The organism is Actinomadura citrea (assembly GCF_013409045.1).
Classification (GTDB): Bacteria; Actinomycetota; Actinomycetes; order Streptosporangiales; family Streptosporangiaceae; genus Spirillospora; species Spirillospora citrea.
In genome coordinates this window covers 3936881-3963191 of the sequence record NZ_JACCBT010000001.1, presented here as the reverse complement: position 1 = coordinate 3963191, position 26311 = coordinate 3936881, and the positions used below count along the sequence as shown (strand labels likewise).

Annotated in this window: 29 protein-coding genes; 8 read left to right on the top strand and 21 right to left on the bottom strand. The window is 73.7% G+C overall.

Annotation, left to right across the window (positions count from 1 at the left end; translation table 11 throughout):
- Positions 1-9: 9 nt before the first annotated feature.
- A complete protein-coding gene (locus BJ999_RS18670; protein ID WP_229810405.1) occupies positions 10-639 on the bottom strand; it encodes an HIT family protein in 630 nt (209 codons plus the stop codon).
- Positions 640-827: 188 nt separating this feature from the next.
- Between BJ999_RS18670 and BJ999_RS18665 the strand changes: the two genes are divergently transcribed.
- On the top strand, positions 828-1484 hold the full coding sequence (locus BJ999_RS18665) for an Asp23/Gls24 family envelope stress response protein (protein ID WP_179834477.1): 657 nt from the start codon (positions 828-830) through the stop codon (positions 1482-1484).
- Here BJ999_RS18665 and BJ999_RS18660 read toward each other — a convergent pair.
- The 6 genes from BJ999_RS18660 to BJ999_RS44015 all read right to left on the bottom strand — a co-directional run bounded on the left by BJ999_RS18660 (position 1466) and on the right by BJ999_RS44015 (position 7286).
- Positions 1466-2065, bottom strand: a complete 600-nt coding sequence (locus BJ999_RS18660; RefSeq protein ID WP_179834476.1) for a hypothetical protein — start codon at positions 2063-2065, stop codon at positions 1466-1468. The genes BJ999_RS18665 and BJ999_RS18660 overlap by 19 nt on opposite strands.
- A gap of 106 nt (positions 2066-2171) precedes the next feature.
- A complete protein-coding gene (thrS, locus tag BJ999_RS18655) occupies positions 2172-4151 on the bottom strand; it encodes a threonine--tRNA ligase (RefSeq protein ID WP_179834475.1) in 1980 nt (659 codons plus the stop codon).
- 284 nt (positions 4152-4435) lie between these two features.
- Positions 4436-5899 (bottom strand): sugar porter family MFS transporter, encoded by a 1464-nt coding sequence (locus BJ999_RS18650; protein ID WP_179834474.1) that lies wholly within the window; start codon positions 5897-5899, stop codon positions 4436-4438.
- Between the two features lie 48 nt (positions 5900-5947).
- Positions 5948-6580 (bottom strand): class I SAM-dependent methyltransferase, encoded by a 633-nt coding sequence (locus BJ999_RS18645; protein WP_179834473.1) that lies wholly within the window; start codon positions 6578-6580, stop codon positions 5948-5950.
- 61 nt (positions 6581-6641) lie between these two features.
- Complete coding sequence (locus BJ999_RS18640; RefSeq protein ID WP_179834472.1) at positions 6642-7157, bottom strand: cysteine dioxygenase; 516 nt, start codon at positions 7155-7157, stop codon at positions 6642-6644.
- A 42-nt stretch (positions 7158-7199) separates the two neighbouring features.
- Entirely contained in the window at positions 7200-7286 is an 87-nt protein-coding gene (locus tag BJ999_RS44015; protein ID WP_360616493.1) for a putative leader peptide, read from the bottom strand.
- A 168-nt stretch (positions 7287-7454) separates the two neighbouring features.
- On the opposite strand from BJ999_RS44015, the gene BJ999_RS18635 reads away from it, so the two are divergent.
- Positions 7455-8708 (top strand): sensor histidine kinase, encoded by a 1254-nt coding sequence (locus tag BJ999_RS18635; RefSeq protein ID WP_179834471.1) that lies wholly within the window; start codon positions 7455-7457, stop codon positions 8706-8708.
- A 38-nt stretch (positions 8709-8746) separates the two neighbouring features.
- Positions 8747-9421, top strand: a complete 675-nt coding sequence (locus tag BJ999_RS18630) for a response regulator (RefSeq protein ID WP_179834470.1) — start codon at positions 8747-8749, stop codon at positions 9419-9421.
- Between the two features lie 15 nt (positions 9422-9436).
- Here BJ999_RS18630 and BJ999_RS18625 read toward each other — a convergent pair whose 3' ends face one another.
- Complete coding sequence (locus BJ999_RS18625) at positions 9437-10393, bottom strand: quinone oxidoreductase family protein (protein ID WP_179834469.1); 957 nt, start codon at positions 10391-10393, stop codon at positions 9437-9439.
- Positions 10394-10419: 26 nt separating this feature from the next.
- Positions 10420-11166, bottom strand: coding sequence for an SDR family oxidoreductase (locus BJ999_RS18620; RefSeq protein WP_179834468.1), 747 nt, complete (start codon positions 11164-11166; stop codon positions 10420-10422).
- A gap of 45 nt (positions 11167-11211) precedes the next feature.
- Between BJ999_RS18620 and BJ999_RS18615 the strand changes: the two genes are divergently transcribed.
- Both BJ999_RS18615 and BJ999_RS18610 read left to right on the top strand, forming a co-directional pair.
- Complete coding sequence (locus BJ999_RS18615; RefSeq protein WP_179834467.1) at positions 11212-12435, top strand: acyl-CoA dehydrogenase family protein; 1224 nt, start codon at positions 11212-11214, stop codon at positions 12433-12435.
- A complete protein-coding gene (locus tag BJ999_RS18610; protein WP_179834466.1) occupies positions 12432-13097 on the top strand; it encodes a TetR/AcrR family transcriptional regulator in 666 nt (221 codons plus the stop codon). The genes BJ999_RS18615 and BJ999_RS18610 overlap by 4 nt, the downstream gene beginning before the upstream one ends.
- Before the next feature lie 37 nt (positions 13098-13134).
- Here the strand turns inward: BJ999_RS18610 and BJ999_RS18605 are convergent, their stop codons facing one another.
- Complete coding sequence (locus BJ999_RS18605; RefSeq protein ID WP_218935125.1) at positions 13135-14154, bottom strand: ROK family transcriptional regulator; 1020 nt, start codon at positions 14152-14154, stop codon at positions 13135-13137.
- 76 nt (positions 14155-14230) lie between these two features.
- Between BJ999_RS18605 and BJ999_RS18600 the strand changes: the two genes are divergently transcribed.
- Positions 14231-15418, top strand: a complete 1188-nt coding sequence (locus BJ999_RS18600) for an MFS transporter (RefSeq protein WP_179834464.1) — start codon at positions 14231-14233, stop codon at positions 15416-15418.
- Between the two features lie 85 nt (positions 15419-15503).
- Here BJ999_RS18600 and BJ999_RS18595 read toward each other — a convergent pair whose 3' ends face one another.
- The 8 genes from BJ999_RS18595 to BJ999_RS18560 form a co-directional block, all read right to left on the bottom strand.
- Positions 15504-15707 (bottom strand): cold-shock protein, encoded by a 204-nt coding sequence (locus tag BJ999_RS18595; RefSeq protein WP_067639228.1) that lies wholly within the window; start codon positions 15705-15707, stop codon positions 15504-15506.
- 193 nt (positions 15708-15900) lie between these two features.
- On the bottom strand, positions 15901-17151 hold the full coding sequence (gene kynU / locus BJ999_RS18590) for a kynureninase (protein ID WP_229810404.1): 1251 nt from the start codon (positions 17149-17151) through the stop codon (positions 15901-15903).
- Positions 17148-18176: an amidohydrolase family protein gene (locus BJ999_RS18585; RefSeq protein ID WP_179834463.1), complete on the bottom strand. Its 1029-nt coding sequence runs from the start codon at positions 18174-18176 to the stop codon at positions 17148-17150. Before BJ999_RS18585 ends, kynU begins: the two co-directional genes overlap by 4 nt.
- A gap of 10 nt (positions 18177-18186) precedes the next feature.
- Positions 18187-18759 (bottom strand): 3-hydroxyanthranilate 3,4-dioxygenase, encoded by a 573-nt coding sequence (locus BJ999_RS18580; protein WP_179834462.1) that lies wholly within the window; start codon positions 18757-18759, stop codon positions 18187-18189.
- On the bottom strand, positions 18756-19199 hold the full coding sequence (locus tag BJ999_RS18575) for a RidA family protein (RefSeq protein WP_179834461.1): 444 nt from the start codon (positions 19197-19199) through the stop codon (positions 18756-18758). The genes BJ999_RS18580 and BJ999_RS18575 overlap by 4 nt, the downstream gene beginning before the upstream one ends.
- On the bottom strand, positions 19199-19942 hold the full coding sequence (locus BJ999_RS18570) for a 2-keto-4-pentenoate hydratase (RefSeq protein ID WP_179834460.1): 744 nt from the start codon (positions 19940-19942) through the stop codon (positions 19199-19201). Before BJ999_RS18570 ends, BJ999_RS18575 begins: the two co-directional genes overlap by 1 nt.
- Positions 19942-20727, bottom strand: a complete 786-nt coding sequence (locus BJ999_RS18565; protein ID WP_276530294.1) for a 2-keto-4-pentenoate hydratase — start codon at positions 20725-20727, stop codon at positions 19942-19944. Before BJ999_RS18565 ends, BJ999_RS18570 begins: the two co-directional genes overlap by 1 nt.
- Positions 20728-20738: 11 nt before the next feature.
- Positions 20739-22175 carry a 2-hydroxymuconic semialdehyde dehydrogenase gene (locus BJ999_RS18560; RefSeq protein WP_179834459.1) on the bottom strand — a complete coding sequence of 479 codons (1437 nt, stop codon included), beginning with the start codon at positions 22173-22175 and terminating at the stop codon, positions 20739-20741.
- 248 nt (positions 22176-22423) lie between these two features.
- On the opposite strand from BJ999_RS18560, the gene BJ999_RS18555 reads away from it, so the two are divergent.
- Both BJ999_RS18555 and BJ999_RS18550 read left to right on the top strand, forming a co-directional pair.
- Complete coding sequence (locus tag BJ999_RS18555) at positions 22424-22603, top strand: hypothetical protein (protein WP_218935124.1); 180 nt, start codon at positions 22424-22426, stop codon at positions 22601-22603.
- A 44-nt stretch (positions 22604-22647) separates the two neighbouring features.
- Complete coding sequence (locus BJ999_RS18550; protein WP_179834458.1) at positions 22648-23577, top strand: LysR substrate-binding domain-containing protein; 930 nt, start codon at positions 22648-22650, stop codon at positions 23575-23577.
- On the opposite strand, the gene BJ999_RS18545 is transcribed toward BJ999_RS18550, so the two are convergent.
- The 3 genes from BJ999_RS18545 to BJ999_RS18535 all read right to left on the bottom strand — a co-directional run bounded on the left by BJ999_RS18545 (position 23578) and on the right by BJ999_RS18535 (position 26305).
- Complete coding sequence (locus tag BJ999_RS18545) at positions 23578-24447, bottom strand: alpha/beta hydrolase (RefSeq protein ID WP_229810403.1); 870 nt, start codon at positions 24445-24447, stop codon at positions 23578-23580. It abuts the gene before it with no gap.
- Positions 24448-24581: 134 nt separating this feature from the next.
- Positions 24582-25334, bottom strand: coding sequence for an amino acid ABC transporter ATP-binding protein (locus tag BJ999_RS18540; protein WP_179838640.1), 753 nt, complete (start codon positions 25332-25334; stop codon positions 24582-24584).
- A gap of 38 nt (positions 25335-25372) precedes the next feature.
- Entirely contained in the window at positions 25373-26305 is a 933-nt protein-coding gene (locus BJ999_RS18535) for an amino acid ABC transporter permease (RefSeq protein WP_179838639.1), read from the bottom strand.
- Positions 26306-26311 lie beyond the last annotated feature (6 nt).

The following is a 26311-nucleotide window of genomic DNA, read 5'->3' as shown; positions in this document are numbered from 1 at the left end:
GGCGGACGGTCAGGCGTCGTGCGGCCAGGCGTCGGCGAGCATCTGGCGGGTGTCGCGCAGGAGCTGCGGCAGCACCTTGGTGTGCCCGACGACCGGCATGAAGTTCGTGTCGCCTCCCCAGCGCGGGACGACGTGCTGGTGCAGGTGGGACGCGATGCCGGCGCCGGCGACGAGACCGAGGTTCATGCCGACGTTGAAGCCCTGCGCGCCGCTCGCCTTGCGCAGCGCCGTCAGGGACCGCTGCGTGAACGTCGCCAGCTCCACGTACTCCGGCTCTTCGAGGTCGGTGTAGTCGGCGACGTGCCGGTACGGGACGACCATCAGGTGCCCGGAGTTGTAGGGGTAGAGGTTCAGCACCGTGAACACCGACTCCCCGCGGGCCACGACGAGCCCCTCCTCGTCGGTCATCTTCGGGATCTCGCAGAACGGGCAGCCGTCGCCCGATCCCCCGCCCGTGGGCTTGTTCTCGCCCTTGATGTAGGCCATCCGGTGCGGGGTCCAGAGCCGCTGGAAGTTGTCGGGCGTGCCCGCGCCGCCCCTCTGCTCCTCGAAGCGGGGCGTGCGCTCGTTCCCGGCACCGGCCCCGGGCGCGTCCTCGCGCCCCTGCTGCACCACGGACTCCTCCGGCTCTGCGCTCAAGGCGGCGGTCTCCTTTTGTTCACGGCCTGACCAGCAGCATAGAGAGAGACGCCCTCGGACCTGTAGCCGGGATCCCTTAGCATGGCCCGTCGGCGGGTCTTCGGACGCGCCCGCGATCCGGTGCCTGCGTGACGTTCCGCGCGTCGCTCCGACACCATGGTCACCCGACCGAACCGCAGGGAGCGATCATGACCGGGCTCGACAAGCGCCAGACCGGGAACGCCGAGCAGGGACCGGGGGCCAAACCCGGACCGCGGTTCCCCGGGGCGCCCGCCGGCCGCCCGGAGACGGACCCTCCCCCCGGCATGCCGTCGCACGGCACGGTCTCCCCGGGCACGCCGTCCCCGGGCACGCCGTCCCCGGGCATGCCGTCGCAGGGCGCGCCGATCCCGGGGATGCCGCAGCGGGCGCCGCTTTCCGCACCTCCCGCGACCGCGGCACCGCAGTCGGTCCCGCCCCCGCGGAGCGTGCTGTCGTCGGGGCCGAACGCGGTGCCGATGACGATGCACGGCTCGTCCGGCGACCTCAGCGCGCCGGTGGACGGCCGCATCACGATCGGCAACGCGGTGATCGGGAAGATCGCCGCGTTCGCCGCGCTGGAGGTGGAGGGCGTCGCCGGCCTCACCGTCCAGGACGAGCCGGCCGCGACGGGCGTGCGCGTCGTCCAGAACGACGACGAGGTCACGCTGGACGTCGCCATCGCCGTCGAGTACGGCCTGGTGATCAAGGACGTGGCGACGAAGGTGAAGGCGAACGTGGCGCGGGTGGCGGGCATGATGCTGGGGACGCGGGTCGCCGCCGTCAACGTGTCCGTCGAGGACGTCCGTCAGGCGGCGCGGGCGTAGCAGTTCTGCATGCCGCCCCCCACCGAGATCGTGGTGACCTTGACGCGCTCGACCAGTTGCGGCGCGACGCCCGTGAAGTGGAACGTCTGCGGCCCGCCGCTGCGCACGGTGGTCTGCTGGGCCTTGGGCTCCTGCCCCCGCAGCGACAGCTCCGCCCGGATCGCTCCGCTGGCGGAGACCGCGATGACGACGTCCACGCCCGTGGAGGTGGCCCGGTAGTACGCCGTCCCCTTCGGGCAGGCGGCGACGCCGCCCGAGCCGTTCTGGGGAGGGATCTGCGGTCCGCCGCCCTGGCCGCCGGACCCGCCGCCTCCACCGCCCGGATAGGGCTGGCCGCTCCCGTTCTGCTGCGGGGCGGGGCCGGTGGGGGTCATGGGCAGGCCCCCGCCTCCGGGAAGGCCCGTCTGCGCGCCCGGCGCGGACGGGCTCGCCGTCCCGCCGGCGGCGCCCTTCGTGCCGTCGTCCATCAGCGGCATGAGGAGCACGATGACGGCGGCTGCGACGAGCGCCAGGGTGCCGGTGTAACCGGCGATCCGGAGCCAGAGCGACCGCCCCCGCCGCCCCGGCCTCCTGGACTTCATCTCCGCTGTCTCCCCGGTCCTCGAACGTGATCGATGAGGCTACCAACTCCGGGCGCGCGCCACTTCCGGGCCGCGCTCGCGCGGGGCGGGCACGACCCGGCGGGGCTCAGATCTGCACGCGGGTCCGCACGGCCTCGACGATCTCCTCGACCGCGGCGTCGATCGGGACGCCGTTCTTCTGCTCGCCGCTGCGGTACCGGAACGACACCGCGTCCTTGGCGACGTCGTCGTCGCCCGCGATCAGCATGTACGGGACCTTCTGCTTCTGCGCGTTGCGGATCTTCTTCTGCATCCGGTCGGAGGAGGCGTCGACCTCGACGCGCAGGCCGTGCTCGCGCAGCCGCGCGGCGACCTTCTCCAGGTGCGGGGCGTGGGCGTCGCCGATCGGGATGCCGACCGCCTGCACCGGCGCCAGCCACGGCGGCATCGCGCCCGCGTAGTGCTCCAGCAGCACGCCGAAGAACCGCTCGATCGACCCGAACAGCGCCCGGTGCAGCATCATGGGCCGCTGCCGGGTGCCGTCGGCCGCCTGGTACTCCAGGCCGAACCGCTCGGGCTGGTTGGGGTCGACCTGGATGGTCGACAGCTGCCAGGTGCGCCCGATCGCGTCCTTGGCCTGCACGGAGATCTTGGGGCCGTAGAACGCCGCGCCGCCCGGGTCGGGGACGAGGTCGAGCCCGGTGGCCTCGGCGGCGTCGCGGAGGGCGGCGGTGGCCTTCTCCCACATCGCGTCCGAGCCGATGAACTTGTCGGACTCGTCGCGGGTGGACAGCTCCAGGTAGAACTCGTTCAGGCCGTAGTCGCGCAGGAGGCCGAGGACGAAGTCGAGGAGCCGCTTGATCTCCTCGCCCATCTGGTCCTCGGTGCAGTAGATGTGCGCGTCGTCCTGGGTCATGCCCCGCACGCGGGTGAGGCCGTGCACGACGCCCGACTTCTCGTACCGGTACACCGACCCGAACTCGAACAGCCGCATCGGCAGCTCCCGGTAGGACCGGCCGCGCGCCCGGAAGATCAGGTTGTGCATCGGGCAGTTCATCGGCTTGAGGTAGTAGTCGCCGCCGTCGACCTCCATGGCGGGGAACATGTCGTCCTTGTACCAGCCGAGGTGCCCGGAGGTCTCGAACAGGTGGCCCTTGGTGATGTGCGGGGTGTTGACGAACTCGTACCCCTCCTCCTCGTGCCGGCGGCGCGAGTAGTCCTCCATCACCTTGCGGACGGCTCCGCCCTTCGGGTGGAAGACGGCGAGGCCGCTGCCGATCTCGTTCGGGAAGGAGAAAAGGTCGAGCTCGGCGCCGAGGCGGCGGTGGTCGCGCTTCTCGGCCTCCTCCAGGAACCGCAGGTACTCGTCCTGCTTCTCGCGGGACTCCCAGGCGGTGCCGTAGATCCGCTGCAGCTGCGGGTTCTTCTCGCTGCCGCGCCAGTAGGCGCCGCCCGAGCGCATCAGCTTGAAGGCGGGGATGACCCGGGTGGACGGCAGGTGCGGGCCGCGGCACAGGTCCTTCCAGCGCAGCTCGCCGGACTTGGCGTCCAGGTTGTCGTAGATGGTCAGCTCACCGCCGCCCACCTCGACCTCGGCGCCGTCGGCCGCGTCCGGGCCGGCCCCCTTCAGCCCGATCAGCTCCAGCTTGTAGGGCTCGTCGGCCAGCTCGGCGCGCGCGTCCACGTCGGAAATGGGACGGCGGGAGAACCGCTGCCCCTGCTTGACGATCTCGCGCATCCGCTTCTCGATGCGCTTGAGGTCGTCGGGGGTGAAGGGCTCGGGGACGTCGAAGTCGTAGTAGAAACCGTTCTCCACCGGCGGGCCGATGCCCAGCCTCGCCTCGGGGAACAGCTCCTGGACGGCCTGCGCCATCACGTGCGCGGCGGAGTGCCGCATGATGGCCCGGCCGTCGCCCGAGCCGATCTCGACCGGCTCGACCGCGTCGCCGTCGCGCAGCTCGCCGGCGAGGTCGCGCAGCTCGCCGTTGACGCGGGCGGCGATCACGGTGCGGCCGTCGGCCTCCAGTGCCTGGCCCGCGGTGGTGCCCGCCGGCACCGCCCGCTCGCTCCCGTCGAGGGTGATGCGCAGCTCAGACACGGTGGACACGGGTACTCCTCGCGATGATGGGTCGGGGTCAACGGGGTCCGATGCTATCGACTCGGGGTGTCCCCCGGACGCATCCGGTTCCATCCGCCGCTCCTCTCGGTCGGTGGAGGGCCCGCGGCGTCCCCGGACGGCGGAAGGGCCCCGGGGATCGCTCCCGGGGCCCTTCCGCGTGCAATGTCAGGACATGCCGCAGTCGCGCCGGGAGTGACCCGGCGTCGTCGTCTCTGCGAGCGCGTGCGGCATGCATCCACTGTAACCGATGGGCGGGCGCGCGGCCCGGCCTTTCACGCGCGGGACCGCGGGGAGGCGAGGCCGTCCATGTCCTCCAGTTCGCGTCCCTTGGTCTCGGGGACGGCGCGCAGCACGAACAGGAACGCCAGGATCGAGAACAGCGTGTAGAGGCCGTAGGCCAGGCCGAGGGAGAAGCCGGAGATGCCGGGGAACGTCGTGGTGATCACCCAGTTGGCGAGCCACTGCGCGGCGGCGGCGACGGCCAGGGCGGACGCCCGGATGAAGTTGTTGAACATCTCGCCGAGCATCACCCACACGACGGGCCCCCACGTCGCGGCGAAGGAGGCGACGAACACGTTGGCGGCGACGAGCGCCACGGGACCGGCGACGCCGCCGAGGTCCGGCTTGCCGTCCACCACGGGGGCGGTCGCGAAGCAGACCGTGAGGGTGCCGAGGGCGACCGCCATGCCGGCGGCACCGGCCAGCAGCAGCGGACGCCGCCCGATCCGGTCGACGAGCGCGATCGCGACCAGCGTGAACGCCACGTTGACGATCGAATTGATCACCGAGGTGAGCATCGCGTCGTTCTCGGAGAAGCCGACGGCCTGCCACAGCGAGGAGGAGTAGTAGAAGATCACGTTGATGCCGACGAACTGCTGGAACACCGACAGCAGGATCCCGGCCCACACGATCGGCATCAGACCGAGCCGGTCGCCGCGCAGGTCCCCGAGCCGGACGGGCCGGTCCACGGCGATGGACCGCCCGATCTCGGTGATCTTCACGTCCACGTCGCCGCGGCCCATCACGCGCCGCAGCACCTGCCGCGCGCGGGCCGTCTCGTGCTTCTTGACCAGGTAGCGGGGCGACTCGGGGATCGTGGTGGCGATCACGCCGTACATCACGGCCGGGACGACGGCGCTGGCGAACATCCACCGCCACGCGCCGCCGCCCCAGGGGAACGTTCCGGTCGCGCCGCCGTCGGACACCCGCGCGATGACGTAGTCGACCACGAGGGCGGCGAAGATGCCCAGCACGATCGCCATCTGCTGCAGCGAGCCGAGCCGGCCGCGCAGCTCGGCCGGGGCGATCTCGGCGATGTAGGCGGGGGCGATCACCGACGCGGCGCCGATGGCGAGGCCGCCGACCAGCCGCCAGGCGGTCAGGTCGACCGCGCTGAAGGCCAGCGCGGAGCCGAGCGAGCTGATCACGAACAGCCCGGCGGCGATGAGCATCACCCGCACCCGGCCGATCCGGTCGCTCAGCGGCCCCGCGAACCAGGCGCCGGCGGCGCAGCCGAGCAGCGCGGCGGAGACCACGAAGCCGACCGCGAAGCCGCCGAGGCCGAACTCCTCCTTGAGCGCGTCGACGGTCCCGTTGATCACCGAGGAGTCGTAGCCGAACAGGAACCCGCCGAGGGCGGCGGCTCCCGCCAGCAGGGCCGCCACCGCCGCGGAGTGCGACGTCCCGTCCTCGCGGAGCTCGTCCGCCTGCCCCGGTCCGCTGCCCGCTCCCGTCATGGAGCCCGATCTTCCCCGGGAGCCGGACCTTATGCGGGCGCCGTCCGGTCAGTCGCGGACGGCGATTCCGAGCACGTGCGGCGAGGCCGGGTTGGCCCGGCTCGGCTCCGGGAACTCGAACCGCCGCTCGCCGCGCACGGTGAACCCGCTGCCGGCGATCCACTCGCTCGTCGGGCGGGTGACGTGGCAGCCTGCGGCGAAGAACGGCCACAGCACGTCCGCGTAGCGCTGGAAGCGCACCTTCCCGGGGGTGCTGCCCCGCACGTGCTCGTAGTAGCGCAGCTCGCCGCCCGGCTTGAGGACGCGCCGCAGCTCGGCCAGGGCCCGGATGGGGTCCCGGACCGAGCACAGCACGAGCGACGCCACCGCCACGTCGAACGACGCGTCGTCGAGGTCGAGGTCCTCGGCCAGCCCGGGGCGCACCGTGATCGGGACCGGCGCGCGGTCCGCGGCGTGGGCGGCCTTCGCACGCAGCCGCGGCTCGGGTTCGACGGCGACGACCTCGGTGACCTCGGGCGGGTAGTGGCGGAAGTTGGCCCCGTATCCGGCGCCCACCTCCACCACGCGGCCGGACGCTCCGGCCAGCAGCTCCGCGCGGCACGCGTCGCCGCCCGCCTTGGCGCAGCCGGCGTCCAGCCGCGGATAGAGGCGGGCGAAGATCGGATGGCTCAGGTCGGTCATTCCCGCAGTGTCCGCCGCCCCGGCGATCACCGCAAGATCGGCGCTCCCGGGCGGCCGGGCCTCACCAGTCGGCGGCGGACTCGTCGACGAGCCGGACCAGGCCGCCGCCCGCGTCCACGTCGTATCGGCGCATCGCGCTGAGCGGCGGCGAGTAGACGTGGACGCTCACGGCGGGCGCGTCCGAGGTGTTGCGCACGTCGTGGACGTAGCCGGGCCCGAAGGAGCGGGCCTGCCCGGCGCCGACGCCGTGCGCGGTCCCGATCCGGCGCGCGGCGTTGACGCGCTGCTCCTCCAGGGTCCCGAGGGCGACCGCGAACGCGCCCGCGGAGTCGCCGTGGTCGTGGAAGCCGGTGGACTGGCCGGGCAGCCAGCTGATCAGCCATATCTCGTGGTCGGCGTCCTGGTGGACGCGCTCGTACCAGCGCCCTCGCGGGTCGAGCCGGACCCGGAGCAGCCACTCCCCCGGGTCGGTGGCGAGGCCGCGCGCCCGCTCGGCGAGGCGCCGGGGCGTGAAGGGGGCGCCTTCGGGCGCGGGCACGGTGAGGCCGGTCGTGAGGCCGGTCGTGGTGACGGTCATGCGGTCGCTCTCCTAGCGGTGTGCTGCCATTCCTCGTCGCGCTCAGCGGGACGGGCGGCGACACAGCGCGCTGGCCTGGCGGCGGAGGTCGACATGCAGGCGCTCGTAGCGAAGTCCGGAGATCGGCACGAGGACCAGCGTGGCGCAGATTCCCTATAAAGTCAATCGGAAATAGCCGTTTACTGCCCCTCCGCACCGAGGAGGGCACTGCCCAGGGCTGATACCCAGGGGCTGGATCGGATCTCCCTCCCCGGGGTCAGGCCGCCTGGGCGCCGAGGGTTCTAGGCTCACAGCCAAATGAACGATCCAGACCGCCCCGCGCCCCCGGGCCGCACCCGGCTGGCCGCCGGCGTCCGCGCCGCCCTCGTGCCGGGCCGTGACGAGCCGGCCGTCACCCTCCTGCCCGCCCACCCCGCGCTGCGCTTGCCGATCCTGCTCATCCTGACGATGCTGGCCCTCGGCTTCACCGCCGGGGCCATCGCCATCTCCATCACGCAGTACCGGGTCAACGCCCAGCTGGCCTGGCCTCTCGGCGCGCTGCAGGCGATGCCCCTGCTGTTCGCGGCCCGCTGGCCGCTGGCCGCCTGGCGGTTCGCGGCGGCGGGCCTTCTGCTGACGGTCTTCGTGCGGCACGGCGAGGGCTTCATGCCGTGGCCGGTGACGGCGATCCTCGCCCTGATCGTCATCCTGTTCTTCGTCGGCATCGGCGCCGCCCGGCAGACCACCGTCGGCGTGGGCGCGGTGACCATCGCCGGCGTGCTGGTGCCCGCCGTGCTGTTCGGGATGCCCGGCTGGTTCGGCATGATCCTCGCGGCGATCGCGGCGGTCACGCTGACCTTCGGCGACGCGGTCGGCGGGCGGCACTCGGCCGTGGAGGAGCTGCGCAGGCGCGAGGAGCAGCACCGGCGCGACCTCGCCCGGCAGGCGGTGCTGGAGGAGCGGGCCCGCATCGCCCGCGAACTGCACGACGTCGTCGCCCACCACATGTCGGTGATCGCGATGCAGGCGGAGGCCGCCCCCTACAAGATCCCCGAGCTGCCGGACGCGGCGCGGCAGACGTTCGAGGTCGTCCGGGACGCGGCCCGCGAGGCCCTCACCGAGACGCGCCGGGTCGTCGGGCTGCTGCGCGCCGACGACGAGGGCGCCGAGCGCGCCCCGCAGCCCGGCCTGGAACGGCTGGACGACCTGGTCGGCGCGGCCCGCCGCTCGGGGCTGGCGGTCGCCAGCGCCGTCGTCGGGATGCCGCGCCCCCTGCACGCCGGGGTCGACCTGTCGGCGTACCGGATCGTGCAGGAGTCGCTGAGCAACGCGGCCCGGTACGCGCCGGGCTCCCGGGTGCACGTCGAGGTGCGGTACAGCGCCGACACTCTGACCGTGTCGGTCACCGACGACGGCGCCCGCAGCACCCCGGAGGAGTCGCACGGCGGCGGCCACGGCCTGGTCGGCATGCGCGAGCGCGTCGCGATGCTCGACGGCAGCCTCGACGCCGGTCCGCGCGAGGGCGCCGGCTGGTCGGTCGTCGCCGAACTGCCCTACGGCGATCCGGACTAGTCCGGGCGAGCCGACCACCCGGCCCGTAGGGTTGTGCCGTGACGATTCGGGTGCTGATCGCCGACGACCAGGTGATGATCCGCGACGGGCTCGCGGCGCTGCTGTCCTCCGATCCCGGGATCGAGGTGATCGGGCAGGCGGGCAACGGCCGCGAGGCCGTGGAGATGGCCCGCAGGCTGGACCCGGACGTGGTCGTGATGGACATCCGGATGCCGGAGATGGACGGCCTGGCCGCCACCGCCGAGCTGGCCGGCTCCCCCGACCCGGACGCGGACCCTGCCGGCGCGCGGCCCAAGGTGCTCATGCTCACGACCTTCGACCTCGACGAGTACGTCTACGAGGCGCTCGGCGCGGGGGCCAGCGGGTTCCTGCTGAAGGACGCCTCGGCGGCGGACCTGGTGAACGGCGTGCGGGTCGTGGCGGCGGGCGACGCGCTGCTCGCCCCGTCCATCACCCGCCGGCTGATCGGCGACTTCGCGCGCCGGCGCCGGCACCAGCGGCCGAGCCCGAAGGCGACCGCGGGCCTGACGCCGCGCGAGCTGGACGTGCTGCGGCTCATGGCGCGCGGCCTGTCCAACGCCGAGATCGCCGCCGAGCTGGTGCTGGCCGAGCAGACGGTCAAGACGCACGTCGGGCACGTGCTGACCAAGCTCGGCCTGCGCGACCGCACCCAGGCCGTCGTCTACGCCTACGAGAACGGCCTCGTCGGCTGACGGCCGGGCCGCGGCTCAGCGCGACGGGTCGAGGACGAGTTTGCCGGTGGTGCGGCGGGCGCGCAGGTCCTCGTGGGCCTGCCGTACCTCCTTGAGCCCGTACTCGCCGCCCGCGACGACGCGGATCACGCCGTCCGCGGCGAGGGCGAAGAGCTCGTCCAGCGCCCGGCGCATCACGTTGCCGGGGAGCTGGAAGACGTGCGCCAGCCACATGCCGGAGATCGTGGTGGAGTGCGACATGAGGGTGGCGGGCCGGACGGGCGAGGGTTCCGTGCGCGATGCCATGCCGTAGAAGGCGAGGCGGCCGAACGGGGCCAGGGCGCGCAGGCTCTGGTCGGTCACCGTCCCGCCGGTCATCTCCAGGACGGCGTCGACGCGCCTGCCCTCGTTGGCGTCGATCAGCGCCCGGGTGAGGTCGGGCACGCCCGGGTCGATCGCGACGTCGGCCCCGAGGTCGAGGGCGAGCTGCCGCTTGCGCTCCGACGAGGCGGTGGCGATGACCCGCCCGGCGCCCCAGGCCTTGGCGAGCTGCACGGCGATCGTCCCGACCCCGCCCGCCGCGGCGTGCACGACGACGGACTCGCCGGGCTCCAGGTGGACGCTGCGGCGCAGCAGCACCCACGCCGACGCCCCCTGAACGATCATGCCGAGGGCGGTGACGTCGTCGATCGCGTCCGGGACGTCCCAGGCCAGCGCCTCGGGCGCCACGGCCTTCTCCGCGTAGCCGCCGGTGCCGACGAGCGCGACGACACGGCGGCCGTCGGGTGTGGTGCCCACGACCTCGCCGCCCGGCACCATCGGCAGCGTGGACTCCGAGAGGTAGCTGTTCTCGGCCTGGTGGGTGTCGGCGTAGTTGACGCCGGCCCGCGAGACGTCGATGAGCAGGTGCCCCGGCCCGGCGGCCGGCTCTGGAAGCTCGGCGACGGTCAGGACCTCCGGCCCGCCGAACTCGGTGATCTGTATCGCGCGCATGACTCTCCTCAGAAGCTCTCGGATGCTCAGCGGGGCCCGGGGACGCCGCGGAAGCGGAACGGCTCGGACGGGCGGCCCGGCACCACGTACCAGGCCTCGCCGGCGCCGTCGGCGTCCAGGATTCGCAGGAACGCCTCCACGACGTCCCCCACCTCCAGGATCGGGAAACCGGTCTCCTGGAGGTGCCCCTTCATCGGGGTCAGGATGTCGGTGTCGGCGAAGGACGGGCACAGCGCGTTCACGCGGATGCCCTCCCCGGCGAACGTGGGACCGAGGGCTCGGACGAGCCCGACCACGGCCGCCTTGTTGGCGCCGTAGACCGGGTCGAACGGCGTCGCGGTGAGCGCGGCCATGCTCGCGGTGGCGACGATGTCGCCGCCGCCCCGGGCGCGCAGCGCGGGCAGCGCGGCGTGCGCGCCGAACACGACGCCGTCGAGGTTGATCCCCATGGCCCGCCGGTACGCGGCGAGGTCGAAGTCGTCGCCGACCCCACCGCCCCCGGCCACCCCGGCGTTGAGGAACGCCACGTCCAGGCCCCCGAAGCGGTCGACGGCGACCGCGACGGCGGCCGCACTGTCGGCGGGGTCGCGCACGTCGCAGCGGACGAACGCGCCGTCCAGTTCCTTCGCGAGCGCGTCCCCGGCAGCCACGTCGACGTCGGCGAGCACGACGCGCGCGCCCTCGCTGGCGAGGCGGCGCGCCACCGCGGCCCCGATGCCGTTGGATCCGCCCGTGATCAGCGCGACCTTGCCGGTGCCGTCGAAGGGTGCCATGGGGACTCCTCCCGAAGTAACTGACTCGTCAGTTACTCTAGCGGAATGGACTTCGGTTTGAGCGAGCGGGCCCGGGACCACCTCGGCCGCCTCCAGGACTTCATGGACGCCCACGTCTACCCGGCCGAGCCGGTCTACGCGGCCCAGCGGGCCGAGCTGCGCGCGGCGGGCCGCGAGCACCACGTCCCCCAGGTCGTCGAGGACCTCAAGGTGGAGGCGCGCAAGCGCGGCCTCTGGAACCTGTTCCTTCCCGACTGCGAGGACCCGGCACACGGCCTCTCGGTCACCGACTACGCCTCCCTCGCCGAGGTGACGGGCCGCTCCCCCGCCCTGGCGCCCGAGGCCATCAACTGCGCGGCGCCCGACACCGGCAACATGGAGGTCCTGCACCTGTTCGGGACGCCCGAGCAGAAGGAGCGCTGGCTCGCGCCGCTGCTGAACGGCGAGATCCGCAGCGCGTTCGCGATGACCGAGCCGGAGGTGGCGAGCTCGGACGCCACCAACATCTCCACCCGCATCGAGCGGGACGGCGACCACTACGTCGTCAACGGCCGCAAGTGGTGGATCAGCGGCTCCGCCGACCCGCGCTGCAAGATCATGATCGTGATGGGCAAGACGGACCCCGAGGGGCACCCGTACCGGCAGCAGTCGATGGTGCTCGTGCCGCTCGACGCCCCGGGGGTGGAGGTCGTCCGGCCGCTGCCCGTGTTCGGCTACCAGGACCAGCACGGCCACTGCGAGATCACCTTCACCGACGTCCGCGTCCCCGTCGAGAACCTGGTCGGCGAGGAGGGCGGCGGCTTCGCCATCGCGCAGGCCCGCCTCGGCCCCGGCCGCATCCACCACTGCATGCGCGCGATCGGGATGGCCGAGCGGGCGCTGGAGCTGATGTGCGAGCGCGCGGTGTCGCGCGTCGCCTTCGGCGGGCCGCTGGCCAAGCAGGGCGTGGTGCGCCAGCAGATCGCCGAGTCGCGGATGGCGATCGAGCAGGCCCGGCTGCTCACCCTCAAGACCGCCTGGCTGATCGACAAGCAGGGGGTGCAGGCCGCCCGGTCCGAGGTCGCGGCGATCAAGGTGATAGCCCCGCGCGTCGCGCTGGAGGTGGTCGACCGGGCGATCCAGGTGCACGGCGGCGCCGGCGTCAGCGACGACACCCCGCTAGCCGCGATGTGGGCCGGACTCCGCACGCTGCGCCTCGCGGACGGCCCGGACGAGGTCCACGTGCGGAACGTGGCCCGCGCCGAGCTCGGCAGGTACCTCGGCACATGACGAGCGGCACGGGGGAGGCGGCGCCGGGCGCGCGGCGGCGCATGCCGCACGCCCGGCGGCGCGAGCAGCTGCTCCAGGCGGCGCTGGCGGAGTTCGGCCGGCGCGGCTACCACCTGACCCAGATGGAGCACGTGGCGTCGGGGGCGCAGGTGTCCAAGGCGCTGCTGTACCAGCACTTCACCTCCAAGGAGGAGATGTTCGCCGAGGTCACCGAGGCGATCGTGGCCGAGATCACCGGCAGGCTGAACCGGGCCGTGCTCGCCGCGCACGGCTCGGCGGACGGCATCCGGGCGATGATCCGGGTGCTGTTCGACTACGCCACCGAGGAGCCGGACGCCTGGGCCCTCGTGGTCCGGCATCTCGACAAGCCCGAGGTCGGCCTGGAGCTGCGGGAGCTGCGCGACCGGCTCGGCACCGCGTTCGCCGACCTGCTGCTGCGCCGCCGCCGCGCCGACCCGGCGCTGTCGCCGGCGGCGCTCGCGGTGAACGAGCGGCGGGCGCGGCTGCTCGTGCCGCTGATGTACGGGTCGATGCTGTCGATGGTGTCGTGGTGGCTGGAGCATCCCGACACGCCGCGCGAGCGCGCCGAGCAGATGGCCGTGGAGTTCATCTGGCTCGGCCTGGACCGGCTGCGCGCGGGCGAGCGCCTGCCGAAGGCGTGAGGAACCCGCGGCCGGGCGGGTTCCGGCCGCGGGACCGCTAGCCGAAGACGTCGTCGCGGACCAGGTCGAGGGCGGTCAGCACCGCGCCGCGCAGCACGGCATCGCCCTCGACGCGGCCGGGCCGCACCTCGGTGGCGGCCGGGCTGAGAAGCCCGAGGTGCGCGGCGACCAGGCCCGCGAGCCGGTCGCCGCCCGCGCGGCCGAGCGCCCCGCCGAGCACGACGAGCCCGGGGTCCAGGACGGCGACGAGCACGAACACCGCCTCGGCGATGCGCCCGGCGATCACCTCGTCGCCGAGGCCCGCGACGGCCGCCCCGTCGAGCAGGGCGCAGAAGTCCGTGCCGCCGACCTTCAGCAGGCCCACCTCGCCCGCGCCGCCCGACGCGCCGCGCCGCAACCGACCGTCCAGGACGAGCGCCCCGCCGACGCCGTCGTCCAGCCAGAGCAGCGCGAAGTCGTCGCGGCCGGCCGCCGCGCCTTCCCGGTGCTCGGCGATGGCGCCGAGGTTGACCTCGTTCTCCACCCGCACCGGCGCGCCCAGCCGGTCGCGCAGGGCCGCGCCGAGGTCGGGCCGGCCGCCGGGGACGCCGCTGGCGGTCGCGCGCCCGGTGCGCGGGTCGATCAGCCCGGGGGTACCGAGCACCACCGTGTGCAGGGCGCGGCCGCCCGCCGCCTCCGTCACCGCATCGGCGACGAGGGCGCAGAGGTCGGGGGACGGGGGCAGCGGCCTGGACGCCGACCCCACCGGGTTCCCCGCGATGTCGGCGACGCTGACGTGCACGGCGTCGCGGCGCAGATCGACCCCGGCGACGTGGGCGCGGTCAGCGACCAGCGCGTAGAGGCGGGCGTTCGGCCCCCGCCGGTCGGCGCCGGTCTCCCCCGCCGCCTCGATCAGCCCGCCGGCCCGCAGCCGCTCGATCAGATCGGACACCGTCGGCCGCGACAGCCCGGTCAGCGTCCGCAGCTGCGGCGCGGTCAGCGGCCCGCGCTCCAGCAGCAGGTCGAGGGCCAGCCGGTCGTTGATCGCGCGGGCCATCGTCGGGTCGGCGGTCTTCACGGCCCCCATGGTAGTAGGCAGGGAACCTGCCTGAAACGCTTTCCATCAGGAAGCCTGCCTGTTAGTTTTTCGGACCATGAACTCCCCCCACCGCGCCATCGCGGTCGTGTTCGCTCTGCACGGCGCCGTCGCCGGCACCCTCGCCACCCGCATCCCCTGGATCCAGGACCGGCTCGACCTGTCCCCCACCGTGCTCGGCGCGGCGCTGCTCTGCCCGTCCGTCGGCGCGTTCATCGGCATGCCGACCGCGAGCCGCATCGCGCACCGGATCGGCGAGCGCCGGGCCACCCGCCTGCTGATCGCGGCCTGGTGCGCCGCCGGGGCGCTGCCCGCGCTCGCCCCGGCGCCCGTCTTCCTGTTCGCGGCGATGCTGCTGTTCGGGGCCACCGCCGGCATGTCCGACGTGGTGATGAACGCGCACGCGGTGTCGGTGGGGCGGCATCTGGGCCGGCCGGTCATGTCCGGCCCGCACGGCCTGTGGTGCGTGGGCAGCCTCGTCGCGGGCGGCGCCGGCATCCTGGCCGCGCACGCGGGGATCGACGCCCGCCTGCACCTCGGTCTGGTCGCGGCCGTGCTGCTGGCGGTGGGCGTCCCGGCGGGCCGCGGGCTGCTGCACGTCCGCCCGTCGCCCGGCGCCCCGGCGCCCCGGCGCTTCGCGCTGCCGACCCGGGCCGTCCTGGCCATCGGCGTCGTCGGCTTCTGCGCCACGTTCGCCGAGGGCGCCAGCGCCGACTGGACGGCCGTCTACCTGACCGAGGTGGCGGACGCGGGCCCCGGACTGGCCGCCGCCGCCTACACGGTCTTCATGTCGTGCATGGCGGGGACCCGGCTGCTCGGCGACCGGCTGGTGCGGCGGCTCGGCCCGGCCCGGGTGGTCCGGTGCGGGGGCGTGGTGGCGGTCCTCGGCGGAGCGCTGGTCGTGGCGTCCCGCGCGCCCTGGCCGGCCATCGCCGGGTTCGCGCTGCTCGGCGTCGGCGTGGCGACGGTCGTGCCGCTGGTGTTCGCGGCGGCGGGCGCCGCCGGCGCCACCCCGGGCGAGGGCGTGGCGGGCGTGGCGACGATCACCTACCTGTCCGGGCTGACCGCGCCCGCCATCACCGGCTGGACGGCCGGGGCGCTGTCCTACCCGGCCGCGTTCGCGCTCATCACGTGCGTGGTCGCGGTGATGACCGTGACGGCCGGGGCACTGGACGCGCGCGGCGGCGGTGCGACCGCGCGGCCCGCGGCCGAACCCGCCGGCCGTGCCGAGAAGGCGGTTCCCTAGGGCGGACCCGGCGCGCGGCCGGTGGGCATGCGAAAGGCCGGGAACGCGCGAGCGCCCCCGGCCTCAGCTGAGATCCGGCAGGACCTTAGAGCGGGTAGACGCCCTCGGCCTGCGGGCCCTTCTGGCCCTGAGTGATCTCGAACCCGACGCGCTGGTTCTCGTCGAGGCTGCGGTAGCCGTTGGTGGTGATCGCCGAGTAGTGGACGAACACGTCGGGGCCGCCGCCGTCGGGCGCGATGAACCCGAAGCCCTTCTCAGCGTTGAACCACTTCACGGTGCCTTCGGCCATGGTCTTTCCCTTCCGGGTAAAACGTCTCCGGCCCGCCGGTCGGCGGGGCCGGGCTGCAAGCGGACTCACTCACGCCCGCCGGTCACCCGGAGAAAACGCTTCGAGACTGCTTGGCGCCGGCCGGCCGGGCCGACGCCATCGTGCAACGCAGACGAACTTACCCGATGCCGGGCGGGCCCATGCACCGACACACCTAAAGAAGATCCGCCAGGGCCGCGGCGGCTCGGTGGCAGTCGTGGAACGTGCAGTACAGCGGGACGGGCGCGAGCCGGACGACATCGGGCTCACGCGCGTCGGCGATGACGCCGTGCTCCTCGGCGAGCCGCCGGACGAGCACGCCGGCGTCCGCCACCCGCACCGACAGCTGGGCGCCGCGCGCCGCCGGGTCGGGCGGCGTGACGACCACGGCGCCGATCGCGGCGAGCCGGTCCGCCAGGTAGCCGGTGAGGCGCTCGCTCTTGGCGCGCAGCGCGTCCATCCCCACCCGGTCGAAGATCTCCAGGGAGGCCAGCACCGGGGCGAGCGCCATGATCGGCGGGTTGGACAGCTGCCAGGCGTCGGCGGAGGCGGGCGGCGCTATGTCGGCGTCCATCCGGAACCGGACGGCGGGGTCGGTGCCCCACCAGCCCGCCAGCTTCGGCACGGAGGCGTCCCGGACGTGCCGCTCGTGGACGAAGCATCCCGCGACGGCGCCCGGTCCGCCGTTGAGGTACTTGTAGGTGCACCAGGCGGCGAAGTCCACGTCCCAGTCGTGCAGGCGCAAAGGGACGTTCCCGGCGGCGTGGGCGAGGTCCCACCCGACGACGGCGCCGGCGGCCCGGCCCGCCTTGGTGATCGCCGCCATGTCCATGAGCTGGCCGGTCAGGTAGTTGACCCCGCCGAGCAGGACGAGCGCGACCGTGCCGCCCTCGCGGTCGAGGAACGCCAGGACGTCCTCGGTGCGCAGCGTGTCTTCTCCGTCGCGGGGCCTGAGCCGCACGACCGTCCCGGCCGGGTCGAGCCCGTGCTGGACGGCCTGGCTGGCGACCGCATAGGAGTCGGACGGGAACGCCGCGTCCTCGATGACGATGCGGGTGCGCGTCCCGGCGGGACGGTAGAAGCTCGCCATCATCAGGTGCAGGTCGACGGTCAGCGAGTTCATCGCGACGACCTCGTGCGGCAGCGCGCCCACGAGGCGGGCGGCGGGCTCGCGGAGCAGCTCGTGGTAGTTCACCCAGGGGCGGCGGCCCCGCGTGTGGGCCTCGACGGCGAGCCGCGCCCAGTCGTCCAGCTCCTCGCGGAGCAGCCCGGCCACGCTCCTCGGCTGGAGCCCGAGGGAGTTGCCCGCGAAGTAGGCGGCCTCCGCGCAGGGCCCGCCGGGCGCGGGCGGGACGAGGAACTCCCCCCGCAGCGTGGGCAGCGGATCGGTCTCGTCGAGGCGCCGCGCCTCGTCCTCCAGGCTCACTGCGTCATTCCTTCGGTGGTCACCAGGTCGTGGGCGGGCGCGAAGAACGCCTCCGCGTTGCCGCCGAGCAGCAGGGCGCGCCCGGCGTCGTCCAGGCCGGGGCACGCCCGGATCGTCGCGCCCGGGTCCTTCTCGCCGAGCGGGAACGGGTAGTCGGTGCCGAGCATGACCCGTTCGGGGCCCATCACGTCCACGAGCAGGCGGAGCGCGCGGGGGTCGAACACGGCGGAGTCGACGTGGAACCGGCCGACGTACTCCGACGGGGGCCGAGGCGAGTCGGCGCGCACGATGTCGCGGCGGTGCCAGGCGTTGTCGGCCCGCCCGAGCAGGAACGCGAAGCTGCCGCCGCCGTGGCAGAAGCACAGCCGCAGGGACTCCGGGAGCCGCTCGAACGCGCCCGACAGCATCAGCCCGAGGATGCTCAGCTGCGTCTCGGCGGGCATGCCCGACAGCCACGGCAGCATGTGGCCGCGCATCCGGTCGGCGCCGAGCATGTCCCACGGGTGCGCCAGGACCGGCAGGCCGAGTTCCGCGCAGTGGGCGAGGAACGCCGTGATCCCCTCGTCGTCGAGGTTGCGGTCGCCGACATGGTTGCCGATGTGGACCCCGCGGTGCCCCGCGGCCGCGGCCCGCTCGGCGACCGCGCAGGCGAGCTCCGGATCCTGGAGAGGCACCTGGCAGAGCGGCAGGAGCCGGTCGGGGACGTCCGAGCAGAACGCCAGGATGCGGTCGTTCACGAAGTCGCACCAGTCGGCGGCGCGGGACGGCTCGGCCGCGTACCCGAACATCAGCGGCGTGGACGAGACGGCCTGCCGGTCGACGCCGGCGGCGTCCATGTCGGCGACGCGGCGCGCGGCGTCCCAGAGCGCATCACCGACGGGCCGGTACTCGGCGTCGCCGCACATCATCATGCCCGCGCCACCGTGGTCGACGCGCAGCCACGGCTGGCCCTCGTCGGCGAGCATCAGGCCCTCGTCGCGGCCGATCCGCGGGAAGACGTGCGTGTGGACGTCGAAGACCGTCACCGAGGCCCCGTCAGACACGGGGCGCCGTCGTCGGGGTCATGGACCGCGGCCACTGCCGGCCCGGGTGCACCGCGCCGCAGTTCGGGCACTTCCGGTCGCTGCCGTAGAAGCCCTCGAAGGCGGGCGGCAGGTCGTCCACGATCGAGCGGACCTGGAGCTCGGCGCGGTGGACGAGGTGGTGGCACTCGGTGCAGTACCACTCGAACGCCTCCGTGAGGCCCTCGGGGCGCGGGATCTCCACGACGAGGCCGATCGACCCGGGCTCGGGCCGCTGCGGCGAGTGCCGGACGTGCGGCGGCAGCAGGAAGACGTCGCCCTCGTTGATCTGCAGGTCGGTGGGCGGGCGGCCCTCCTCCTCCATGACGCGCAGCACCATGTTGCCCTTGAGCTGGTAGAAGAACTCCTCGGTCGGGTCGTCGTGGAAGTCGGTGCGCTGGTTGGGGCCGCCGACCACCATGATGATCAGCCCGGCGTCGTCGAAGACCTGGACGTTGCCGACCGGTGGCTTCAGCAGGTCCCGGTGCTCCTCGATCCAGGCGTCGAAGTTGAACGGCCGTCCGAACGACAGCTGGGGCAGGGTCATGTTCCGCCCTCCTTTCCGGTCCGCGTCGCCTGGGGGATGTGCGCGACGCACGAGATCTCGATGAGCAGGTGCGGGTGCGGGAGCTGGTGGACGGCGACGGTCGTGCGGGCGGGCCCGGTCTCGTCGAAGTACTCGCCGTAGACCTCGTTGTAGCCGCCGAAGTCGTTCATGCTCACCAGGTAGGTGGTGACGCTGACGACGTCGGACAGCCCGCCGCCGGCCGCCTCCAGCAGGTCGCGGATGTTCTCGACGACGGCGCGGGTCTGCTCCCGGATGTCGAGGTCGGTGACGCCCATCGCGTCGGCGCTCGCCCCGGCGAACGTCCCGTCCGGGCGGCGCGAACTCGTCCCGGACACGAAGACCAGGTCGCCGGCCCGCCGCAGGTGCGGGAACCGGCCGCGCGGCCGGGCCTTGCCCTCGACGAGGATCGCGTCGTCCATCAGGTCGTCACCTCCACGGCGCCGAGGCCCGCGCCGACGACCCGGACGTGGGCGTCCTTCGGCAGCGGGACCGCGGCCGTCGCGGCGCCGGCGAGGACGATCCAGCCCGGCTCCAGCGTCATCCCGGCGCCGAGCGCGAGCCGGGCCGCCGCCCGCAGCGACCGCGCCGGGTCACCGAGGATCGCGGCGGACGAGCCCGTCTGCACCGGGCGCCCGTCGATCTCCAGCAGGAGCCCGGCGTTCGACAGGTCGCGGGGCGCGTGCCAGGCGCCGACGCCGAACCGGGCCGCCGAGGCGTTGTCGGCGATGACGTCCGGGAGCGTGAACGCGAAGTCCTCGTAGCGGGAGTCGAGCACCTCGAACCCGACGGCGACGCCCGCCACGGCGGACTCGACCTCGGCGGCGGAGCGGACCTCCCGCCCGATCAGGTAGGCGATCTCGGGCTCGATCCGCGGGTGGATGAGGCGGGACACGTCCACCGCCGACTCGGCCGCCATGCCGTCGGTCAGCAGGCCCCAGATGACGTCGTCCACGCCCATCTGGACCATCTTGGCCCGGCTGGTGAACCCCATCTTCACCCCGGCGAGCCGCTCGCCCCTGCGGCGCCGCCGCTCGATCCCGGCGCGCTGCACCGCGTACGCCGTCGCGACGTCCAGCGGCGCCCGGCCGGTCAGCTTGGGGATCGCCCGAACGTCCCGGGCGGCCTCGTCTAGCGCCGCCGCGAGCGCGTGCACGTCCGCCATCAGGACTCCTCCTTGCCGAACGCGACGCGGACGTCGCCGAGTCCGTCGATGCGCGCCTCGAACACGTCCCCCGGGCCGGCCGGGACCACCGGGCCGAGCGCGCCGGTCAGGACGGTGTCGCCGGCGCGCAGCGGGCGGCCGACGCGGACGAGGGTGTCGGCGAGCCAGAGCGCGGCGTTCAGCGGGTGCCCGAGGCAGGCGGCGCCGTTGCCGGTCGAGACCTGCTCGCCGCGCCGCTCCATCACCATCCCGCACAGGCGCAGGTCGACGCCGGCGAGCGGGACGGGGCGGTTGCCCAGCGCGTACATGCCGGAGGAGGCGTTGTCGGCGACCGTGTCGGCGAGCGTGATGTCCCAGTCGCGGACGCGGCTGCCGACCACCTCGATGGCGGGCAGCGCGAACGCCGTCGCGCGGATCACGTCGGCGGCGGTGTGCCGCTCGTGGGTCAGGTCGTGCTCCAGCACGAGGGCGACCTCCGCCTCGGCGCGGGGCTGCAGGACGGCGCCGGCGGGGATCTCCTCCCCGTCCGGGACGGCCATGTCGGCGAACAGCATCCCGAAGTCGGGGCTGTCCACCCCGATCTGCGCCTGGACGGCGCGCGACGTCAGGCCGATCTTGCGGCCGGCGAGGCGGCGCCCCTCCCCCAGCCAGCGGTCGGTCAGCCGGTCCTGGACGGCGTAGGCGTCGTCCGCCGTGGTGATCAGGTCGCGGACGGGCGCGCACGGCGTGCCGCCGGCGTGGGCGCCGAGGAGCCTCTCGGCGGCGGCCTCGATGTTCGTGGTCACTGGGCTCGCTCTCAGATCTGGACGCAGACGTTGACGGGTTCGGAGAAGAAGTCCAGGGAGTACTCTCCCCCCTCCCTGCCGATCCCGGACGCCTTGACGCCGCCGAACGGGGTGCGCAGGTCGCGCAGGTTCCAGCAGTTCACCCAGACGATCCCGGTCTCGACGCGCGGCGCGACCCGGTGCGCGCGCGACAGGTCCCGCGTCCACACCGCGGCGGCGAGCCCGTAGGGGCTGTCGTTGGCGAGCGCGAGGGCCTCGTCCTCGGTGTCGAACGGCGCGACGTGGCAGACCGGCCCGAAGATCTCCTCCCGGACGGCCCGGGCGCTCTCGGGGAGCCCGGTGAGGACGGTCGGCTCGACGTGGAAGCCGCCGTCCCGCGCGTCCCCGAACCGCGGGGCGCCGCCGCCGGCGACGACCGTGGCGCCCTCCTCGCGGGCGAGCCGGAAGTACGACAGGACCTTGTCGCGGTGCCCGGCCGAGATCATCGGCCCGTAGCCGTCCAGCGCGCGGGCCCGCTCGCCGAGCCTCGCGACGAACTCCTCGAAGACGGGGCGCTCCACGTAGACGCGCTCGGTGCACAGGCAGATCTGCCCGGAGTGGGTGAAGGAGGAGCGGACCGTCCCGTCCACGGCGGCGTCCAGGTCGGCGTCGGCGAAGACGAGCGCGGGGTTCTTGCCGCCCAGTTCGAACGAGACGGGGGTGACGTGGTCGGCGGCGTTGCGCATGATCGCGGCGCCGGTGGCCGACTCCCCGGTGAAGGCGATCGCGTCCACCCCGGGGTGCCCGGTGAGGAACTCCCCCGCCGCGCCGGGGCCGTGCCCGTGCACCAGGTTGAACACGCCGCCGGGAAGTCCCGCGTCGTCGATCACCCGGGCGAGCAGCGTCGCGGTGGAGGGCGTCTCCTCCGACGGCTTGGCCACCACGGTGTTCCCGCACGCGAGCGCGGGCGCGATCTTCCAGGTCGACAGCAGCAGCGGGAGGTTCCACGGCGAGACGACCGCCACCACCCCGAGCGGCCGGCGCACCGTGTAGTTGAGCGCCTCGCCCGTCCCGGAGCTCCACCCCGGGACCCGCGTGGTGTAGGCGCGTTCCGGGCGCCCGTACAGCAGGTCGGCGTAGGCGCGGAAGTTGCCGACGGCGCGCGGCACGTCGACGGTCTCGGCGAACGCGCGGGGCCTGCCGGTGTCGGCGACCTCGGCGTCCACGAACTCCTCGAACCGCGCCTGGATGCCGTCGGCGACGCGCCGCAGCGCGGCGGCCCGCTCCTCGGCGCCCGTCGCGCCCCAGGGGCCCTTCAGCGCGGTCCGCGCCGCGGCCACGGCGTCGTCGACGACCTCCCGCGTGGCCTCGGGGACGGCGCCCAGCTCGGTGCCGTCCACGGGCGCGACGAGGGGGAAGGCCGGACCGTCCGAACGGAACACCCCGCCGACGTAGTGCTCAGCCTTCATCCGTCCCCTCCCGCGTGGCTCGACATCCCCCCGATACTCCGCCCGCGAAGCTATGCCTGGCAAATACCAAACTCCCCGGCGGCTATGACGGAACGGCTATGCCGGGCGCACCCGCCCGCTGGCCGGATACGAACAGGACCGCGCCTCGCCGAGCCCGGTGGTCCATGTCACTTTGATCTTGTGGTCGCCGGTGATCTCCGGGAGGCCCGCAGTCATGCCCGCGGCACCGGCCCGCTGAGTGGCAGCGGGTGGCGCTCGCCAGGGCGGCCTTCCGCGACGCGCCGTTCGTCATCCTGGACGAGCCGACCGCCGCCCTCGACGAGCACGGCACCCACGGGTCGCTGATGGCCGCCGGCGGGCGCTACGCCGAGCTCTTCGCCCTCCAGGCCGAGGGATACCTCGATGCGGCCGCCATACCCGGACGGTGACCCCGGATCCACCGGATATGACCGAACTGTGATACCAAGTCGGCATGCGCGCGATCGACCTGCTCAACGGACGGCTGAAGCTGCGGCACCTGGTGCTCGTCGTCGCCGTCGCCGACCAGGGCAGCGTCCTGCGGGCCGCCGAGCACCTGCGCCTCGCGCAGCCCGCGGTGACGCGCAGCCTGCGCGAGGTGGAGGGCCTCCTCGGCGTCGAGCTGTTCACCCGCGGCCCGCGCGGCATGACCCCGACCATGTTCGGCGACGCGTTCGTCGAGCACGCCCGCGCGGTCCTGGCCGAACTCCGCCGCGCGGGCGAGCGCATCAGCGGCCTGGCCGACGGCGAGGTCGGCACGGTCACGATCGGCACCCTGCTCGCCGGCTCCAGCGTCCTGCTCCCCCGCGCGATCGCGGCGCTGAAGCGGGACCGCCCCGGGGTCACCGTGATCGTCCAGGAGGCCACCTTCGACGCGCAGGTCCCCCGCCTGCTGGACGGCGAGATCGACCTGATCCTCGGCCGCCTCAACCCGATCGAGGACCTGCGCGGCCTGCGCCAGATCACCCTCTACGGCGAACCCGTCCGCCTCGTCGCCCGCCGCGGCCATCCCGCGCGCTCGGTGCCGGGCCTCGGCCTGGCCGACCTGCTCGCCTACCCCTGGGTGCTGCCCCTGGAGCAGACGGCGCTGCGGTCGGAGCTGGAGCAGGTCTTCCGCGCCGACGGCCTGGACCCGCCCGGCAACCTGGTCGAGTGCACGTCGGTGCTGACCGTCCGCACCCTCGTCCGCGACACCGACATGATCGCCGCCCTTCCCGAGCTGGTCGCGCGGACCGACGCCGACATCGCGCCGCTCCCGGTGCCGCTGGAGACCGTCCGCCGCCAGGTGGGCGTCACGCTCCCCGCGCACCGCGCCCCGACCCCGTCCGCCCGGCTGATGCTGGACCACCTCCGCCGCGCGGCCGCCGAGATCACCGCCGGCTGATCACACCGCGCGGACCAGGTCGACGAGCGCCCGGCCGGGCAGGGAGTCCGGATCCGCCAGGTCCAGGACCACGTCGAAGTGGTCGCGGCCCGGCACGATCACCAGGTCCCCGGCGTTCCAGCGCGGATGGAACATCCGGGACTGCGCGAGGAAGCCGGCCCCGTCGTCCTGCGCGGCGACGAGGACGGCAGGGCAGCGGTACCGCGCCGGCAGCAGCGCGGGGCTGAGCGCCGCCGCCCGCGCCAGGTCCAGCCGCACGGCCTCGTTGACGTAGACGCGGGTGATCGGGCGGATGTCGAACAGCCCGCTGAACGGCATCGCGGCCTTGACGACGTCGGCGGGCAGCCCGAGCGGCTCCTGCCAGCCGCCGACCATCGTCATCCCGGTCAGGTGCCCGCCCGCCGAACTGCCCCCCACCACGATCCGCTCGGGGTCGAGACCGTGCTCGCGCCCGTGCCGGTACACCCAGGCCACGGCCGCCCGTGTCTGCCGGACGATCTCCTCCAGCGTCGCCTTCGGCGCCAGGGTGTAGTCGGGCACCACGGTCGCGACGCCCTGCTCGTGCAGCATCCTCGCCATGAACGACGACACGTCCCGCGACAGCGCCATCCAGTAGCCGCCGTGCAGGAAGACGAACACCGGCCGCAGCCCCTCGCCGGTGCCCCAGACGTCGAGCCGCTCCCCGCTCGCCTTGTCGTAGACGATCCCCGGGTGCCCCGGCAGCCCCTCGACGGCCGCCTCCGACATGGCCCGGTACCGGGCCATGTGCCGGTCGAACAGCTCGGGCCCTGCCTTCCTGCGCACGTTGTAGGCGACGTCCAACTCCTCGTCGCTCAGTTCACTGCCAGGCCAGTCGTCCAGATCGTCCACGAGCGCACCTTCCCCTCCTGGGCAAGCCTCGCGTCCGCCCGGGGCACGATCAAATACCCTTCCCGGCCCCGCGGTATCACGCCTTCGCCATACCCGGCCGGCGGCCTCCGCTACGCCGACCGGGGGGCGGGCCGTCAGAGCACCTTGCTGAGGAAGGCCTTCGTGCGCTCGTTCTTCGGGCGGTCCAGGACCGCCGAGGGGCTGCCGGACTCCACGATCACGCCGCCGTCCATGAAGACGACGCGGTCGGCGACCTCGCGAGCGAAGCCGATCTCGTGCGTGACGACGATCATGGTGAGGCCCTCCTCGGCGAGGGTCTTCATGGTGTCCAGCACGTCCCCGACCAGCTCGGGGTCCAGCGCGGAGGTCGGCTCGTCGAACAGCATCAGCTTCGGCCGCATCGCCAGCGCGCGGGCGATCGCGACGCGCTGCTGCTGCCCGCCGGACAGCTGCCGGGGGTAGCCGCCCGCCTTGTCGGCGAGGCCGACCTTGGCCAGCAGCTCGCCGGCCCGCGCCCGGGCCTCGGCGCGGGACTCGCCGCGCACGCCGGTCGGCGCCTCGATGACGTTCTGCAGGACGGTGAGGTGCGGGAACAGGTTGAACTGCTGGAACACCATGCCGATCTCGCGGCGCTGCCGCGTGATCTCGCGCTTGCGCAGGTGCCGCACCTTCCCGCCGGACGCGGTGAAGCCGATCAGGTCACCGTCCACGTGGACGGAGCCGCCGTCGATCGTCTCCAGGTGGTTCACGCACCGCAGGAAGGTCGACTTGCCCGACCCGGACGGCCCGAGCACCACGACGACCTCGCCGGGGCTCACGTCCAGGTCGACGCCCTTCAGCACCTCCAGATGGCCGAACCTCTTGCGGACGCCGCGCGCCCGCACCATCGGGACGGCGGCCGGCGGCGCGTCCTTCTCCAGCGTGGTCACGGCGACACCTCCGGGACGGGACGGCGGCGCCGCATCAGGACGAAGTCCCAGAAGCCCTGCCGGGCGTTGCGGGTGGCGCCGCGCGAGTAGTGGTGCTCGATGAACGACTGCCCGACGTACAGGACCGAGGTGATCACCAGGTACCAGAGGCAGGCGACGAGCAGCAGCGGGATGGTCTGGAACGTCCGGTTGTAAATGGACTGGACGGTGTAGAGCAGGTCGGCGAGGGCGATCACGCTGACCAGCGAGGTGGCCTTCAGCATGTTGATGACCTGGCTGCCGGTCGGCGGGACGATGAACCGCATCGCCTGCGGCAGCACGATCCGCCGGAAGGTGCGGGCGCCGCCCATGCCGAGCGCCTGCGCGGCCTCGGTCTGGCCGGGGTCCACGGCGAGCAGCCCGCCGCGGATGATCTCCGCCATGTAGGCGGCCTCGTTCAGGCCGAGGCCGAGGATGGCGGCGATCAGCGGGGTGATGAGCTGGTTGGTGTCGCCGTGCAGGAACTCCGGCCCGAACGGGACGCCGACCGACAGCCGCGGCAGCAGCGCCGACAGGTTGTACCAGAGCACGAGCTGCACCAGCACGGGCACGCCGCGGAAGAACCACACGTACAGGCCGCAGGCGGTGCGCAGCAGCGGGTTGTCCGACAGCCGCCCCACCGCCAGCATGATGCCGCCCGCGATGCCGACCGCCATCGCGATGACGGTCAGGACCAGCGTGATGGCGATCCCGTCTCCGATGATGGAGGCGTTCATGTAGCGGCCGACGACGTCCCACCGGAAGTTGTCGTTCGTCCACAGCAGGTGGGCGAACTGGGCGGCCAGCACGAGCACGACGAGCGAGGCGACCCACCGCAGCGGGTGCCGCACGTGCGCCGCGCCCGCCACGTCGACGTCGCCGACGGTGCCGCGCGGATGCTCCTTGGTCATGGTCAC